Raw genomic sequence first — 15,975 nt, 5'->3', positions numbered from 1 at the left:
GATGCTAAAGCACCAATAAGAGACAACAGGAGGAATTATTATGGCATTAATAGGTAAAGAAATTCAAGAATTCTCTGCAAAAGCATTTCAAAAGGGAGAATTCATCGACGTAACTTCAGAAAACTTCAAAGGACAATGGAGTGTAGTATGCTTCTATCCAGCAGACTTTACATTTGTTTGCCCAACTGAATTAGAGGACTTACAAAATGAATATGCTACATTAAAACAATTAGGGGTAGAAGTTTACTCAGTATCAACTGATACTCATTTTACACATAAAGCATGGCATGATTCTTCTGCAGCAATCGGTAAAATTGAATATATCATGATTGGTGATCCAACACATAAAATCTCTAGAGCATTCGACGTATTAAACGAAGAAGATGGTTTAGCAGAACGTGGTACGTTCATTATTGATCCAGATGGTATCGTACAAGCTTACGAAGTAAATGCTGGTGGTATCGGTCGTGACGCTTCGACATTAGTAAACAAAATTAAAGCAGCTCAATATGTTCGCAATAATCCAGGAGAAGTTTGCCCAGCTAAATGGCAAGAAGGCTCTGAAACTCTAACTCCAAGCTTAGACTTAGTAGGTAAAATCTAAGATTTAGTAATTTATAAGATAATCATATAGGCGACAAAAACAATCTTATCTTTATGGTTGATTTTTGTCGCTCTATTTTTAGTAAGAAGGAAATAGACAAATGCTCTCTGTCTAAAATATGAGATGAAAAGAGAGGTGGCAGGTCTGCTATGCCTGGAGAGTAAGTGATTTAGATATGTTTTGAGTTAGATGCACTGCTAAATACTGATAGAACGCAGTTACCCTTAACCTATCAAAACCACTCGTATAGCAGCAAAGAATAGATGGTATTAGACAATCAAATTAAAGCACAACTACAACAATATTTAGCGTTGCTTGAAGGCGATCTTGTATTAAAGGTTAGTGTAGGTGATGATAAAGTATCTCAAGATACATTAGAGCTAGTAACAGAATTAGAAAAGATGTCATCACGCATTTCAGTCGAGCATGTGCAATTAGAGCGCACGCCAAGTTTTAGTATAAACAAAGCTGGTGAGGAGTCAGGTGTTGTTTTTGCTGGCTTACCTTTAGGACATGAATTTACTTCATTAGTTTTGGCTTTACTTCAAGTAAGTGGCCGTGCTCCGAAAGTTGATGATGCAGTTATCAAGCGTATTCAAGCAATTAAAGATCCAATGCACTTTGAAACTTTCGTGAGCTTAACTTGCCATAATTGTCCGGATGTAGTGCAGGCTTTTAATATTATGGCCGTGATAAACCCGAACATTTCCCATGTAATGGTTGAAGGGGGCGCGTTTCAAGAAGAAGTAAAAGCTAAAGATATTATGGCTGTTCCATCAGTTTTCTTAAATGGTGAAAATTTTGCAAACGGTCGTATGGAAATTGAAGACATATTAAATAAATTAGGAAACAGATCAGATGGCTCTGAATTTAATGATGTAGAACCATTTGATGTTCTTGTTGTTGGTGGCGGTCCTGCGGGTGCAAGCGCAGCTATTTATGCAGCACGTAAAGGAATTCGTACGGGAATTGTGGCAGAGCGCTTTGGTGGCCAAGTAAATGACACATTATCAATTGAAAATATCATTGGTACAAAAGCAACAGAAGGTCCTCAATTCGTTTCAAGCTTAGAAGGGCATGTAGCAGATTATCCAATTGAAGTGATGAAATCTCAACGCGTATCCAGCATAGTACGTAAAGAGCAGGTGGAAGTAGTGCTTGAAAATGGTGCAGTGTTAAAAGGAAAAACTGTTATCCTTTCAACAGGAGCCAGATACCGCCAATTAAATGTACCAGGGGAAGAAGCATTCAAAAATAAAGGGGTAGCATACTGCCCACACTGTGATGGTCCAATCTTCAAAGGAAAAAATGTTGCCGTTGTAGGTGGCGGTAATTCGGGTGTTGAAGCAGCAATAGACTTAGCAGGAATAGTTAATCATGTAACAGTACTTCAGCATAATGATGAGCTTAAAGCGGATCAAGTCCTACAGGAGCGTTTACATAGCTTATCTAATGTAACTGTACTAACAAATGCTTCCACACAGAAAATTACAGGTACGGATAAAGTAAACGGTCTTACGTACTTAGATCGTGTAACAGGAGAAGTACATCACATTGAATTAGAAGGCGTATTTGTTCAAATCGGTCTATTACCAAATACCGAGTTTTTACAAGGTACAATTGATTTAAACGCACATGGAGAAATAATTATAGACAAGCATGGAGCAACAAGCATGCCAGGAGTATTTGCTGCTGGTGACTGTACAGACACAGCGTACAAACAAATCATCATCTCAATGGGAACTGGTGCAACAGCAGCGCTAGGAGCATTTGATTATATGATTCGTAACATAGCTCCCTCAAATTCTGAACTTGTTAAAGTTTAATACAATTATTTATGAATAAAATATATGTCAGGAAGTAATATGAATTACTTTTTAAAATACCCTTTCCAATTCGAGAGGGTATTTTAATGCATATCAAGCAACCTCCTCAACCACGTGTAAGCAAAGGTGATGGCTTATCGCTTACCTGGAAGAAAGTTTTCGCCTAGAGCGGAAATCAAGTACATTATACTCTAAGAAAAGCATGTATATATCATTGTTTCTTTCTTTATTGTTCGTTTTCTTTTCGTAAAAACAGGAATGATGAAATTGATTCAATCAGAATTAATTCACAATTTCTACATACTTTAAAAAAAGGGACAATTATATTATAATAGAATAGATATTCTGAACTTATAAACAAATTTCAAGCAAAGTCATGGTTATATAGAGTCAGAAACGTTGTTAACTTAACCATTTGTTTTGGTAGCGTTAACATTGTTTCTGCAAATATAAAGTATAGGGATGGTAAAAGTGAGCAACACAGAAACTAAAACAGATGTTATCTTAATTGGTGCCGGTATTATGAGTGCGACCTTAGGGACACTTTTAAAAGAATTAGTACCGGAGTGGGATATAAAAGTATTTGAGAAGCTCGATAGTGCAGGAGAAGAAAGCTCAAATGAATGGAATAACGCTGGTACAGGACATGCAGCTCTATGTGAGCTTAACTACACTTCTGTAAAGCCAGACGGTTCTATCGATATCACAAAAGCAATCAATGTAAACGAACAGTTCCAAGTTTCTATGCAATTTTGGTCACATCTTGTAAAAAGTAAGTTAATCCAGAACCCACAGGATTTTATAATGCCTTTACCTCATATGAGTATGGTTCAGGGGAAAGAAAACGTTGAATTTTTAAAGAAACGTTTTGAAGCGATGACACAGAACCCATTGTTTGAGGGAATGGAATTCTCTGACGACTCGGAACAATTGAAAGAATGGATTCCACTAATCATGGAAAACCGTGCGGCCAATGAAGCAATTGCTGCAACTAAAATTGACTCTGGGACAGATGTAAACTTTGGCGCTTTAACACGTATGCTATTTGAACACTTAAAGAGCAAAAATGTAAAAGTGAATTACCAGCATAGTGTAGAAAATTTGAATCGTACGCCAGACGGTAAGTGGGAAGTGAAAGTGAAGAACAACGCAGAGGGGAAAATCGAGTCTCATACTGCAAAATTCGTTTTTGTCGGCGGTGGCGGAGGAAGTCTGCATCTTCTACAAAAATCAGGTATTCCAGAAGGAAAACATATTGGCGGTTTCCCAGTTAGCGGGATCTTCATGGTATGTAACAATCCAGACGTAGTAGCGAAGCATCATGCAAAGGTATACGGTAAGGCTGCAGTTGGAGCTCCACCAATGTCTGTGCCGCATTTAGATACTCGCTTTATTGACAATAAAAAATCACTACTATTTGGACCGTTCGCTGGTTTCTCACCAAAGTTCCTAAAAACAGGATCTATGCTGGATTTAGTTACTTCTGTTAAACCACATAACCTATTTACAATGCTAGCTGCGGGTGCAAAAGAAATGTCTTTAACAAAATATTTAGTCCAACAAGTAATGTTATCAAAAGAACAACGTTTGGAAGAGCTACGTATATTTATCCCAGATGCTAAAGCAGAGGATTGGGATTTAGTTGTAGCAGGTCAACGTGTACAAGTTATCAAGGATACGGAAGCAGGCGGAAAAGGAACTCTTCAATTTGGTACAGAGGTTATCACAGCTGAGGATGGTTCTATTGCCGCATTATTAGGAGCTTCTCCAGGAGCTTCTACCGCTGTTCCAGTTATGTTGGATGTCCTTAAACGTTGCTTCCCAGAGCATATAAATGATTGGGAACCAAAGATTAAAGAAATGATTCCTTCTTATGGTCTGTCCTTAATGAATAATCCAGAACTACTTAAGGAAGTACATGCGGAAACAGCCGAAACGCTTAAACTTAAAGGTGAAGGAAAAACGATAGAGAACATCGAACCTTTGGAAGATGTAAAAGAAGCAATCGATGATATCATCTAAGCTTTTATCCATATAAATGTGCAAAAAACCTACCATTTATTTAAAGATGGTAGGTTTTTTGTTTTAGAATAAGGAAGTAAGTGTACTTCAAATGTTCGTCCAGTAAAAGCGACTTACCTCTTAGTCCAAGGTCCAGCGCTTATTCTTTTAATTTCTTTACTTCAAAGTTATCATCTAACAATACCCAATTTTGAGGGAAGGGATAGCCAAGCACCCAATAGCTAATACCTCTTAAACGGTATTGTTTGACCAAGTTAAATTTAGCTTGAGCGCTACGGGCATCCTCAAACCAAACCTCGTGCTTTTGACCTTGCTCATCGGTATAGGTAAAAAAAGGAGATTGAGCGATTGAATCAAACTGAATTCTTACTTTATGCTCAGTAGCTATTCTAACAGCTTCCTGAGGGCTAAATGTCTCCGCAATTTGTCCTTGCGCGTGAGGTATTCGCCAATCTCGTGCATAAATTTGAAAGCCTAAAAATATTTTATCGGCTGGCATAACAGTCAAAGCGTACTCTACTACTTTCTTCATTTGATTGATAGGAGAAATTGCTTGAGGAGGTCCGCCGCGCCAACCCCATTCATACGTCATCAATATAACAAAGTCTGCAATTCTCCCATGTGCTTCATAATCATGTGCTTCATAAAGTAAACCTGACTGAGTGTCGCTAAATTTAGGAGCAACAGCTGTTGAAACAAAGTAACCTTTAGGATGTAGTGTGTCTACTGCTAGCTGGAGAAAGGCAGTATAAGCATCTCTATCCTCCGGTAACACATTTTCCAAGTCAATATTCAAACCTCGATAGCCTTTGTCCTCCATGATCTGAAGTATATTTGCCATTAATTTTGTTAATATGTCTGGGCTAGAGAAAATGACATGCATTAGATTAGTGCCAGCTTCTGTGGAAGAAAAATTGGTGATGACCATCATCGGTACAATATCATTGGAAACAGCTGCTTCTAATACAAGTTCATCCTTTAAGGGTTCTAAATCCCCATTCTCTGTTAACTTGTATGCAAAGGGACTAATATAGGTCAGGAGAGATTGAAGACTGTTGACCGTCTGAACGGCATCTTCCTCTTTCTGATAGGTGTAGGCATTCACTTCAGTTATAGGCTTTGGTCTAGGAATAATCAATTGTGTTCCTGGGTAGAGGAGACCGGGAGTTTGGAGAGAGTTTTGACTGATTAGAGCTTGGATAGTAGTTCCGTAAAGGCTAGCAATCTGCCGTAGCGTTTCTCCGGGCTGTACCACATGAATAATAGGAGGAATAAAAATTCGCTCACCAGGATATAAGAGATTTGGGTTAGGCAGTCTGTTAGAAGAAAGAATAGATTGTTCAGAAACACCGTATTGTTGTGCAATCGACCATAAAGTTTCTCCATTTTGAACCGTATGGTAAATCCCATAGATAGGGATGACAAGAGATTGGCCAACTAGAAGATTATTTGGATCAGGCAATTGGTTAGCTTGTTGAATGGCATTTACATCTATTTGATAACGATTAGCAATTCCCCAAAGCGTATCACCATTATTGACGACATATATGATCAATGGGCAGCTCCTTTTTTCTTAGGTTTAATAAAGTATATGTTTTGTTAAACGAATATAAATGTGAAACTTATTATTTTTATCAAATCAATAGATTTCCAAAATCAAAAACGACCGGACCAATCGACTAATATACAAAATTCTGTGTTTTAGGTGCTTAAAGAATATTGACTAAAATAATCACATCTTCTACATACAAGATCTGTATAAAATTAAAGGAGATGAAAAGAGCAGCTATTCCTTTAGTTGTTTGCCATTTTACAATCTAGTATAATTTTGGTTAGAAAGTATATAGGGAAGATAAAGGGTGAATAACAATGATGTTTGAAGAGATATTACCACGTTTAAAATCTGGGGAAAAAGTAATTAGACAAGGCTGGGGTGGTGCGGAATTGTACGTAATGCTAGTTGGACAAAGCAAGCATGATGGAGAAAATCTAAATCCTTACTTTTTGATTAATGTAGAAGGAGAAGGATATACAATGTTTACCCCAACAGTTTGTGACTTATTGGCTGAGGATTGGGTTATTGTAAGCAAATAAACTAAAAGTCCACGAGATATCGTGGACTTTTCATATTTAGGAGGAATCATATTGAAATTTGAGGAGTACATAGGGAAGACGGTTCTTATTACTGGAGCTGCTTCTGGTATAGGGAGAGCTCAAGCTATAGCATTTATCGAGTGTGGGGCCAACGTATTTGGTTTAGATGTTGATGGAGCCGGACTTAAATCATTAAAAGACCAGTATAAGTCTTGTTTTTCGTACTACATTGGAAATGTAAGCGATAAAAAGAGCGTAGAGGAAGCATTTGAGATAGCCCTCAAGACATTTAAGCAAATAGATATTTTACTCAATACAGCTGGGGTTTTAGACAATTATTCAAAGACTCTAGAAACAGATGAAACACTTTGGGATAAAATCATGGACACCAATGTGAAAGGAACCTATTTGGTAACAAACACAGTTCTCCCTCAAATGATTGAAAGAAAATCAGGAGTCATTATCAATATGGCTTCTATTGCCGGATTAGTAGCAGGAGGTGGAGGAGCAGCTTATACAGCCTCTAAGCACGCCATTATAGGATACACAAAGCAATTGGATATAGATTACTGCCGTGAGGGCATAAGAGCAAATGCTATTGCTCCAGGGGCGATTCAGACCCCAATGAATAATGCTGATTTTGCAGGAGAAGGAGAAATAGCAAAATGGGTAGCCAATGAAACACCTGCAGGAAGGTGGGCACAGCCAAAAGAAGTGGCAAACCTAACTCTTTACCTTGCTAGTCATGCAGCAGATTATATTCATGGAGCAGTCGTACCCATTGATGGAGGATGGATTGCCAAATAATTATATTAAATGGCAATAATTCCTGATATACTATCCGAGTAAGCAATTTTGCTTGCACTACGGCACTTGGAATCCTTTGGTCGTAGTTATTACTAAAATAGCAGTTTGCTATTTTATAAAGGAGAATGTAAATTGAATACTACCTTTTTGAAGGACTCAAGTCGTTCCTCGGTAAATGAGTTAACGAAGACAGCTATGGTTGCAGCTTTATATGTTGCCGTAACAGTACTTTTAGCTGTTTTTAGCTTTGGAAACATCCAGCTACGTTTAGCTGAGATGTTTAATTATTTGGCGTTATACAATAAGCGCTATGTTGTGGCAATTACATTAGGTGTAGTCCTTGCTAATTTTATGTCCCCAACCTGGATGCTCGATGTGCCTATTGGTGGAATTGCAACTTTCCTTGTATTGATACTTTGTCGGAAGGTCACTAAGAGATTGACCAGTGAAATATGGAAAATAGCGATTACAGCTATTATCTTTGCGCTTTCCATGTTTACAGTTGCAGGGCAGTTAGCTATTATGCTGGAATTTCCTTTTTGGTATACCTATTTAACAGTCGGGCTAAGTGAATTGTTCTCGATGACTGTTGGTGGAATTGCTATATATTTATTAAATAAGAGAATAGACTTGTCTAAATAACTAAACCATATTCGCTTTAAGCGAATGTGGTTTTTTCACTTTTATTTATTACATAAATTCTCTCAGGAAAACCAAGCTAGGTGGAAAGCTAGGAGTGAGAGAAGCAGATGGAAGATTATACAGCAGGTGATATTGTTTATATTTTTTACCGTAACCCACATATTCAAAGCGTAGCTAACATTCAATCGGCGGCAGTAGTAAATAACCCAGAAAACCCTGACGAATTGGCTGTTTTTGTTTATGAAACATATTACCCTTTAACGACTGACATGGCCATTTATGCAAGCGCCTATGAAGCGGAACAAGCATATCGTCATTATTTTCAATAAGACGGAGGTTGGACATGAGAAAACCATTTACACCCCAGCTTGTATATTTTGAGCCAAAGGCGCTTGAATATCCTCTAGGTAGAGAGCTGAAAGAGAAATTTGAAAAGCTGGGAAAAGAAATTCACTATACGACTTCCCACAACCAAATACGAAACCTTCCAGGCGATAATGATTTTCAAAAATATCGTATTGCTAAGTCTACGCTAGTAGTTGGTATACGTAAGACATTAAAATTTGATTCCTCTAAGCCTTCAGCTGAATATGCAATTCCCTTCGCCACGGGATGTATGGGGCATTGTCATTATTGCTATTTACAGACGACGATGGGAAGCAAGCCGTATATTCGAACGTATGTAAATGTGGAGGAAATTCTCGGAGCAGCTGACAAGTATATTGAGGAACGTGCACCAGAAATCACAAGATTTGAAGCATCCTGTACTTCTGATATAGTGGGAATCGACCATCTTACACATACATTAAAAAGGGCAATTGAACATTTTGGTCAATCAGAATTTGGCAGGCTTAGATTTGTGACAAAGTTTCACTTTGTAGATCACTTATTGGACGCAAAGCATAATGGGAACACGAGATTTCGCTTTAGTGTGAATGCTGATTATGTGATTAAAAATTTCGAACCAGGTACTTCTCCACTGGATAAGCGTATTGAGGCAGCTGGGAAGGTTGCTAGATCAGGCTACCCCTTGGGATTTATCGTAGCTCCAATTTACCTTCATGAAGGTTGGAAAGAAGGATATTATCATATGTTTGAAAGATTAGATGCTGAACTTCCAAAGGACGCCCGCGATAATATAACCTTTGAATTCATACAGCATCGCTTTACTAAACCAGCTAAAAAAGTAATCGAAAAAAACTATCCTATGACCAAGCTTGAGCTAGATGAAGAATCCAGAAGAATAAAGTGGGGAAAATATGGGATAGGGAAATATATTTATCAAAAAGAAGAAGAGGAAGATATTAAAGAACATCTCTACAGTTATATGGATAAGTTTTTTCCTAATGCTAAATTTGAATATTTTACTTAAAAAGCAGATAGCCCGATTCCTCAAAACGGGAATCAGGCTATTTTATAATTTATATGAAATAACCTTTTTTTATTAACCATTTTTCAACAAAAAGTAAAGCATTCTCTATACTATCGTTCTCAAATGGTGAAGTAATGTTAGTGTTCTCTAGTAGCTCCAAAAAAGATAGACTTCCCCCAGCCAAAAAGAAATTTAAATTAATATATAAAGAAATTTAATTCAAATGGATGTCTTCAATAAAAAAACACATCAGCTCAATTAGTGATGTGTTTGAAAGGTTATTTCTTCCGCATGATAAAACTTAAATGTCTACCTGTATTTCTGTCTTCTCGATGAGAGAAACCATCAGGGTTTAAAAATGTGCATGTTCGATCGATTGAAATACGTTCAAGTGGAATACCAGCAAGCTCACATTGCTTTTGGACGGTGAGCTGGTTATCGATATGAAATTTACCAGTTTCATTTTTATAGTACATAAAGTCGTTCGCATAGCCTAAATCTTTAAACTTTTTATAGACATCTTCATCTACCTCAAATTTTTCTTGGCTGAGTGCAGAGCCAATTTGTACATGAAAGTCATTTGGGTTACAGTGTTCGTGTTGTTTTAAATACTCAAACAGCTTCCTTGTAATTTCTTTGACCGTTCCTTGCCAGCCAGAGTGTACTACTCCCACCAGATTATTTTTTTCATTGTAGAAAATGACAGGGACGCAATCTGCTGTAAAACTACATAACAAAAGATCTGGTTCAAATGTATAAAGAGCATCTGTATCCTTAATGGCAGTATCTAACAGCCTTGCTCCACGCCCCTTATCAGCTGCAGTTACCTTATGGAAATTGGCGCTATGTGTCTGATTGGCGCAAACAAAATCATCCAAATTACATTGGAGTTGCTCCGCCAGTCTCTTGCGATTTTCCAATATATTCTTTGGATTTTCACAAACGTGTAAAGCCATGTTGTTCTCTTCTAAAGCAGTAACGTCTTTCATTGTCGTTCCTAAGATAAAACGCTCGTTATTTAAATATTTCCTAATATTCATATAATCACCCACTTTTAATATAGTATAATCCTTGGAAGTTGTATAGGAGAGCAGAATGGTCAGTTCGAGTAAGGAAGGGATAATCGGAAAAGATTTTGTCTATAAAGGAATTTTCCTCCTTGAATATTTCAAAAATATTACCTTCGAATAAGCATGAATTCGTTTAATACCGAGCTTTGTCTCTCTGTTGAGTTCCTTTGTAATATACCTGTAAAATTGCATCCAATTATTAAGGGATGATTTCCATTCTTTTTTTAATTTACTATATTAGTAGAGTTAAAGAAGGAAAGGAAGATTACAATGTTTAAGAAAAAAATTAAAGTAGCTATTGTAGGACTACTATTACTAACGTTATTAATGCCTATCACTGCATTTGCAGCTAATTCCTATACAGTAGTATCAGGAGACTCTTTATGGAAAATTGCTGTGAAGACACAAACAGGTGTTTCAGAATTAATCAAGGAAAATCCTCAATTAGAAAATGCGGACCTTATTTATCCAGGTCAAAAAATCAATGTCCCTTCAAACGATTCTTATAGTATAGAACAAGAAGTAATTAAACTTGTAAATGTGGAAAGAGCAAACGCGGGTCTTTCAGCATTAAAATATGATTGGGAGCTTGGAAGAGTAGCGCAATATAAATCACAGGATATGCACGATAAAAACTATTTTAGTCACACTAGTCCTGTCTACGGAACTCCATTTACAATGATGAAGAATTTTGGAATAAGCTATAAATCTGCAGGAGAAAATATTGCTATGGGTCAAAAAACAGCCGCAGCAGTAGTAGATGCTTGGATGAACAGTGAAGGTCATAGAGCGAATATCTTAAACAAAAACTATACTCATATTGGTGTAGGTTATGTAAAAGACGGTAACTACTGGACACAAATGTTTATACAAAAATAAGTGAAAAGAGTGCAAATGACGGTGGTAGCCAAGTCATTTGCGCTCTTTTTTTGCGGTTTTCCGATAAGGTGAGAAAAATGAAAAGCATAAATTATAAATAGCTAAAGTTGCGCTTTAAACGAATTCTTTCTGTGGAGTATAGCGATAAGCCATACTGTCGCATGTAATGTGAAACCAGCTTATCTCATGTTTTTTTTATAATATAAAGTTTCATGTGAAACATTTTTCGTCCCGTTCAAAATGGAAATTCTCCTAGAAAGGGGCTTCAACCAATCAACGAATGGTCTAAGAGATCCTAGAATGTATATGGAGGCTTTTAAAGCGGGCTTTATTTGATTGGAGCGGCAGTCGGAGACTCCGGTGGGATGAGTGAGACAGATAAGACATCACAAACGACGCGCAAGCGACAGTGATGGCTTATCCTCACCCCACGGAAAGCGTCCGCTGAGAGCGGAAATCAACCATCACTTGTTAATCAAATAGTCAAAGTGAAAAGTATTTTATTAATAGCTTTAAATAAATGAGTTAGTTTTATCTATATTCCTTTCTCTTTACTATAAAACTTATGATTGGAGCGGCAGGCGGCGCCTCTTGTGGGACGACTGAGACAGATAAGACCTCATAAAAGATGCGCAAGCGACGGTGATGGCTTATCGCTCCCCCTCGGAACCTATGCCCAAAGGGAAAAAGAAAAAGTATGATAAAGTTGAAAATGCGTTTACTTTAGCAGACTTTTCTTAGCAATTCCTCGGATTATTAGCTTTTTTTAAATGGGTAATGAAATAATTCTAAAGAGATTACAATCTAATAATAGTAATATTTTGTTTAATCAATAGAACACATGTTGACAGATGAAAATCTCTGTTGTAGACTATGAACAATAATTGAATATAACCTCGCTTTATAGAAGTGAGGTAGAGGCGCGATATTTAACAGTCCTTAGTGGAGCTTGAGTAGCTGTGATGCTAGGGAGAAGGAAATGTCGCCGAAGTTTGTAATAAACTCATTATTACATGCTGGGTCTGCAGTGAATAATTGCAGGACTGTCCGTTATAAACGTCCCGGTTTATAATGGTGTGCTATCTCATGGGGAAAAGTAGAGGATTTAGGGCAACCATACATATATGACCTGAGTCTATCTCAGGTCTTTTTTTGTACGGTTGTCCTTTTTGTATGCTTGCATACATATACTAATTTTAAAAAAGGAGATTAATAGAGATGAAAAAAAGACTATTCACTTTAACATTATTACTATCAACCATTTTACTGCTTGCAGCTTGTGGAACAAAAGAGGAAGAAAGCGTTGGATCAGCTTCTGATCTAGATACTTTTACAGTAGGATTGGAAGCAGGATATGCACCATTTAACTGGACTCAAATGGATGACAAAAATGGTGGCGTAAAAATTGACGGTAATGCAGAATATGCTGGTGGTTACGATGTAGAAATTGCTAAAAAAATAGCTGAGGGCTTAGGTAAAGAGCTCGTTGTTGTTAAAACGGAATGGGACGGTTTAGTCCCAGCCCTAACATCCGGCAAAATTGATGCAATTATTGCGGGGATGTCACCAACTGCAGAGCGTAAAAAAACAATTGATTTCTCCGAAAACTATTATACTTCCAACTTTGTCATGGTGGTAAAAAAGGGCGGGGCATTTGAAAATGCTACCTCTATTCAAGACTTTAAGGGAGCGAAAATTACTGGCCAATTAAATACTTCTCACTACGGAGTTATTGACCAAATTGAAGGAGTAAAAAAACAACCGGCATCAGATAATTTTCCTGCAATGCGTGTGGCACTAGAATCTGGAATGATTGACGGCTATGTATCTGAACGTCCAGAAGGGATTAGTGCTTCATCAGCAAATGATAAATTTGTAATGATCGAATTTACAGAAGGATTCGTGGCAGATGAAGAGGAAACAGCCGTTGCAGTAGGATTGAAAAAGGAAAGTGACTTAACAGACAAAATCAATAAAATTTTAGCAGGAATCTCAGAAGAAGAGCGACAAGAAATTATGGACAATGCTATTTTAAATCAACCAGCTGCAGAATAAGCATATAACAACGGCTGCTACTATTTTGCAGCCGTTTCATTATTTACAGCATTTACTTACTTTCCTTGGTAAGTGTGTTTATGGGGTCAGCTAGTATGTAAGGAGGAAGACTATGAGTTTAGAATGGATTATATCCATCATTACAAATAATTGGCCAATGTTTTTACGAGGAGCCGGAGTAACCCTCTTAATATCCATTATTGGAACAATCTTCGGAGCTATCATCGGTTTGCTGGCAGGAGTTATAAGAACTGTTCCTATGCCAGAAAAGGGGATTAAAAGATACTTTCTTAAGCTGGTTAACTTAATGCTCTCTATTTATATAGAGTTTTTCCGTGGCACACCAATGATAGTACAAGCAATGGTTATTTTTTACGGCTCCTCATTGGCCTTTGGATTAGACATGGATCGTCTACTCGCTGCTATTTTCATTGTTTCTATTAACACGGGTGCTTATATGGCGGAGATTGTTCGAGGCGGAGTTATTTCCATAGACAAGGGTCAATTTGAAGCCTCTCAAGCAATAGGGATGACGCATATTCAAACGATGCTTCATATTGTGTTACCTCAGGTTATCCGCAATATACTTCCTGCAACAGGTAACCAATTTATCATTAATATTAAGGATACCTCTGTGTTGAATGTAATCGGAGTCACTGAGCTGTATTTCCAAACAAAATCAGTTGCAGGAAATAACTTTAGATATTTTGAGTCATTTTTTGTAGCTTGTATCTTGTATTTCATCATGACATTTGCCGTTACCTTGATATTACGTCATTTTGAGAAGAAATTGGATGGACCTGAAAACTATACAGTCATTGGTCAACCGATGCAAATGGCAGTCCTACCAAAAGGTCCACATGAAAATCAGTAAGCAAAGGAGGAGCAACTATGGAAAAGGTAATTGAAATTCAACATTTAAGCAAATCCTTTGGAGCACATGAAGTATTAAAAGATATCGATTTCTCTGTTAAAAAAGGCGAGGTTGTATGCATCATTGGCTCTTCTGGATCGGGAAAATCGACTCTTCTCCGCTGCATTAATTTGTTGGAAAAGCCAAGTGGTGGGCAAATCATTTATCAAGGGGAGAATATTCTCGATAATAAGCACGATATCCATTCCTACCGAACGAAGCTTGGAATGGTCTTTCAACAGTTTAATCTGTTTAATAATCACAATGTGTTAGGTAACTGTTCAGTTGGACAGGTAAAGGTATTAAAGCGTTCTAAGGAAGAAGCCGAGAAAATTGCACTGAAATACTTAAACGTTGTAGGCATGGATGGCTACGTTAATGCTAAACCAAAGCAATTGTCCGGAGGTCAAAAGCAGAGAGTTGCTATTGCACGAGCCTTGTCTATGGAGCCTGATGTAATGCTTTTTGATGAGCCTACATCAGCACTTGACCCAGAAATGGTGGGGGAAGTGTTAAAAGTAATGAAAGAGCTTGCGAACACTGGTTTGACAATGTTAATTGTTACTCATGAAATGGAATTTGCCAAGGAGGTTTCCGATCGAGTAGTCTTTATGGATAAGGGAGTTATTGCGGAGGAAGGCCCTCCAGAGCAAATTTTTAACAATCCTCTACAAGATCGAACGAGAGAATTCTTAAAAAGAACATTGAAATAAACTCTAGGTTGTTAGTATCAATTCACCTTTTTGTGTAGAAAAAAAATAGATAAAATAGTATATTGGTAATATATGCAATGGATAAATTATCAAATCTATGTAAGGCTTCCCTTTTAAAAGAAGAGGAAGCCTTTTATATAAGGAAAAAAACTAGAGGTGTTTTCATGAATGAAGTACTAAAACGAAATAATGTAAAAGTAATAGGGAACAAGGAAAAAGTAATAATGTTTGCCCATGGTTTCGGTTGTGATCAAACCATGTGGAGACATATTGTCCCTTCATTTGAAGAAGAATATCAGATTGTTTTGTTTGATTATGTTGGGTCAGGAGATTCAAATTTAGAGGTTTATAATTCTGAGAAATATGGTTCACTTAAAGGCTATGTCCAAGATGTGCTAGATATAATAGAGGCATTGAAGCTTCACGAAGTAATCTTTGTGGGACATTCCGTCAGCTCCATGATTGGTATGCTAGCTGCCATTCAAAAACCTGAGGCATTTAAAAGTTTGGTTATGATTGGTCCATCCCCAAGGTATCTTAATGATAGAGAGTATTTTGGAGGATTCGAAGAAAGAGATATTTATGAAATGTTAGATATGATGGAGATGAATTTTATAGGATGGTCAAGCTATATGGCTCCAATAGTAGCCGCTAATGACGTGCACCCTGCGGTGGCAAAAGAAGTAGAAAAAAGTTTTAGCTCAACCGACCCGAAGATTACAAAGCAATTTGCGGAGGTGACATTCTTTTCCGACCATCGTAAGGATTTAGAGAAATCATCTATTCCAACATTAATCATCCAATGCTCAGAAGATAGTATTGTTCCTATTCAGGTAGGTGAATACTTACATCGCCATATTGAGAAAAGTGATTTTAAAATAATGGATGTGAAGGGACATTATCCTCATCTAAGTCACCCACATGAAACAATACAGCTGATTAAAGAGTATCTTTACCAAATGCAGTGAAGGGAATGGT

The 15,975-nt window shown here is 37.3% G+C and carries 15 protein-coding genes and 1 riboswitch; of the genes, 13 read left to right on the top strand and 2 right to left on the bottom strand.

All coding sequences use genetic code 11. The features are described from left to right. Positions 1–40: 40 nt before the first annotated feature. From ahpC to MHB55_RS21135, 3 genes are all read left to right on the top strand, one after another. The gene (ahpC, locus tag MHB55_RS21145) at positions 41–604 is read left to right on the top strand and encodes an alkyl hydroperoxide reductase subunit C (RefSeq protein WP_144540167.1); all 564 of its coding nucleotides are present in this window, start codon (positions 41–43) and stop codon (positions 602–604) included. A 263-nt stretch (positions 605–867) separates the two neighbouring features. Beyond that, entirely contained in the window at positions 868–2,430 is a 1,563-nt protein-coding gene (gene ahpF, locus MHB55_RS21140) for an alkyl hydroperoxide reductase subunit F (protein ID WP_340863930.1), read from the top strand. A gap of 462 nt (positions 2,431–2,892) precedes the next feature. Further along, on the top strand, positions 2,893–4,452 hold the full coding sequence (locus MHB55_RS21135) for a malate:quinone oxidoreductase (protein WP_154312021.1): 1,560 nt from the start codon (positions 2,893–2,895) through the stop codon (positions 4,450–4,452). A 139-nt stretch (positions 4,453–4,591) separates the two neighbouring features. Here the strand turns inward: MHB55_RS21135 and MHB55_RS21130 are convergent, their stop codons facing one another. Continuing rightward, on the bottom strand, positions 4,592–6,007 hold the full coding sequence (locus MHB55_RS21130; protein ID WP_144540161.1) for a LysM peptidoglycan-binding domain-containing protein: 1,416 nt from the start codon (positions 6,005–6,007) through the stop codon (positions 4,592–4,594). Between the two features lie 314 nt (positions 6,008–6,321). Here MHB55_RS21130 and MHB55_RS21125 point away from each other — a divergent pair, with 314 nt between their 5' ends. From MHB55_RS21125 to splB, 5 genes are all read left to right on the top strand, one after another. Then, on the top strand, positions 6,322–6,546 hold the full coding sequence (locus tag MHB55_RS21125) for a DUF2829 domain-containing protein (protein WP_144540159.1): 225 nt from the start codon (positions 6,322–6,324) through the stop codon (positions 6,544–6,546). Positions 6,547–6,597: 51 nt separating this feature from the next. After that, complete coding sequence (locus MHB55_RS21120) at positions 6,598–7,353, top strand: 3-oxoacyl-ACP reductase (protein WP_144540157.1); 756 nt, start codon at positions 6,598–6,600, stop codon at positions 7,351–7,353. Between the two features lie 132 nt (positions 7,354–7,485). Beyond that, positions 7,486–7,995 (top strand): QueT transporter family protein, encoded by a 510-nt coding sequence (locus MHB55_RS21115; RefSeq protein WP_225216060.1) that lies wholly within the window; start codon positions 7,486–7,488, stop codon positions 7,993–7,995. 107 nt (positions 7,996–8,102) lie between these two features. After that, positions 8,103–8,324, top strand: coding sequence for a transcriptional regulator SplA domain-containing protein (locus MHB55_RS21110; RefSeq protein WP_144540155.1), 222 nt, complete (start codon positions 8,103–8,105; stop codon positions 8,322–8,324). Between the two features lie 14 nt (positions 8,325–8,338). Then, positions 8,339–9,367 (top strand): spore photoproduct lyase, encoded by a 1,029-nt coding sequence (gene splB, locus MHB55_RS21105; protein WP_340863929.1) that lies wholly within the window; start codon positions 8,339–8,341, stop codon positions 9,365–9,367. 278 nt (positions 9,368–9,645) lie between these two features. Here the strand turns inward: splB and pgeF are convergent, their stop codons facing one another. After that, positions 9,646–10,407, bottom strand: a complete 762-nt coding sequence (gene pgeF / locus MHB55_RS21100) for a peptidoglycan editing factor PgeF (protein ID WP_191697355.1) — start codon at positions 10,405–10,407, stop codon at positions 9,646–9,648. 300 nt (positions 10,408–10,707) lie between these two features. Here pgeF and safA point away from each other — a divergent pair, with 300 nt between their 5' ends. The 5 genes from safA to MHB55_RS21075 all read left to right on the top strand — a co-directional run bounded on the left by safA (position 10,708) and on the right by MHB55_RS21075 (position 15,965). After that, the gene (gene safA, locus MHB55_RS21095) at positions 10,708–11,316 is read left to right on the top strand and encodes a SafA/ExsA family spore coat assembly protein (RefSeq protein ID WP_340845125.1); all 609 of its coding nucleotides are present in this window, start codon (positions 10,708–10,710) and stop codon (positions 11,314–11,316) included. Positions 11,317–12,223: 907 nt separating this feature from the next. Then, positions 12,224–12,406, top strand: a riboswitch (Lysine riboswitch). A gap of 128 nt (positions 12,407–12,534) precedes the next feature. Next, positions 12,535–13,371, top strand: a complete 837-nt coding sequence (locus tag MHB55_RS21090) for a transporter substrate-binding domain-containing protein (RefSeq protein ID WP_154312025.1) — start codon at positions 12,535–12,537, stop codon at positions 13,369–13,371. A 112-nt stretch (positions 13,372–13,483) separates the two neighbouring features. Continuing rightward, entirely contained in the window at positions 13,484–14,245 is a 762-nt protein-coding gene (locus MHB55_RS21085) for an amino acid ABC transporter permease (protein WP_144540145.1), read from the top strand. Positions 14,246–14,262: 17 nt separating this feature from the next. Continuing rightward, positions 14,263–14,997 (top strand): ATP-binding cassette domain-containing protein, encoded by a 735-nt coding sequence (locus MHB55_RS21080; protein ID WP_144540143.1) that lies wholly within the window; start codon positions 14,263–14,265, stop codon positions 14,995–14,997. A 164-nt stretch (positions 14,998–15,161) separates the two neighbouring features. Continuing rightward, positions 15,162–15,965, top strand: coding sequence for an alpha/beta fold hydrolase (locus MHB55_RS21075; RefSeq protein WP_144540141.1), 804 nt, complete (start codon positions 15,162–15,164; stop codon positions 15,963–15,965). The last annotated feature ends 10 nt before the right edge of the window (positions 15,966–15,975 follow it).

Origin of the sequence: Psychrobacillus sp. FSL K6-1267 (assembly GCF_038003265.1) — a bacterium.
Taxonomy (GTDB): Bacteria; Bacillota; Bacilli; order Bacillales_A; family Planococcaceae; genus Psychrobacillus; species Psychrobacillus faecigallinarum.
Note: the sequence above shows the minus strand (reverse complement) of the source record. Positions and strands in the feature narration are given on the sequence as shown.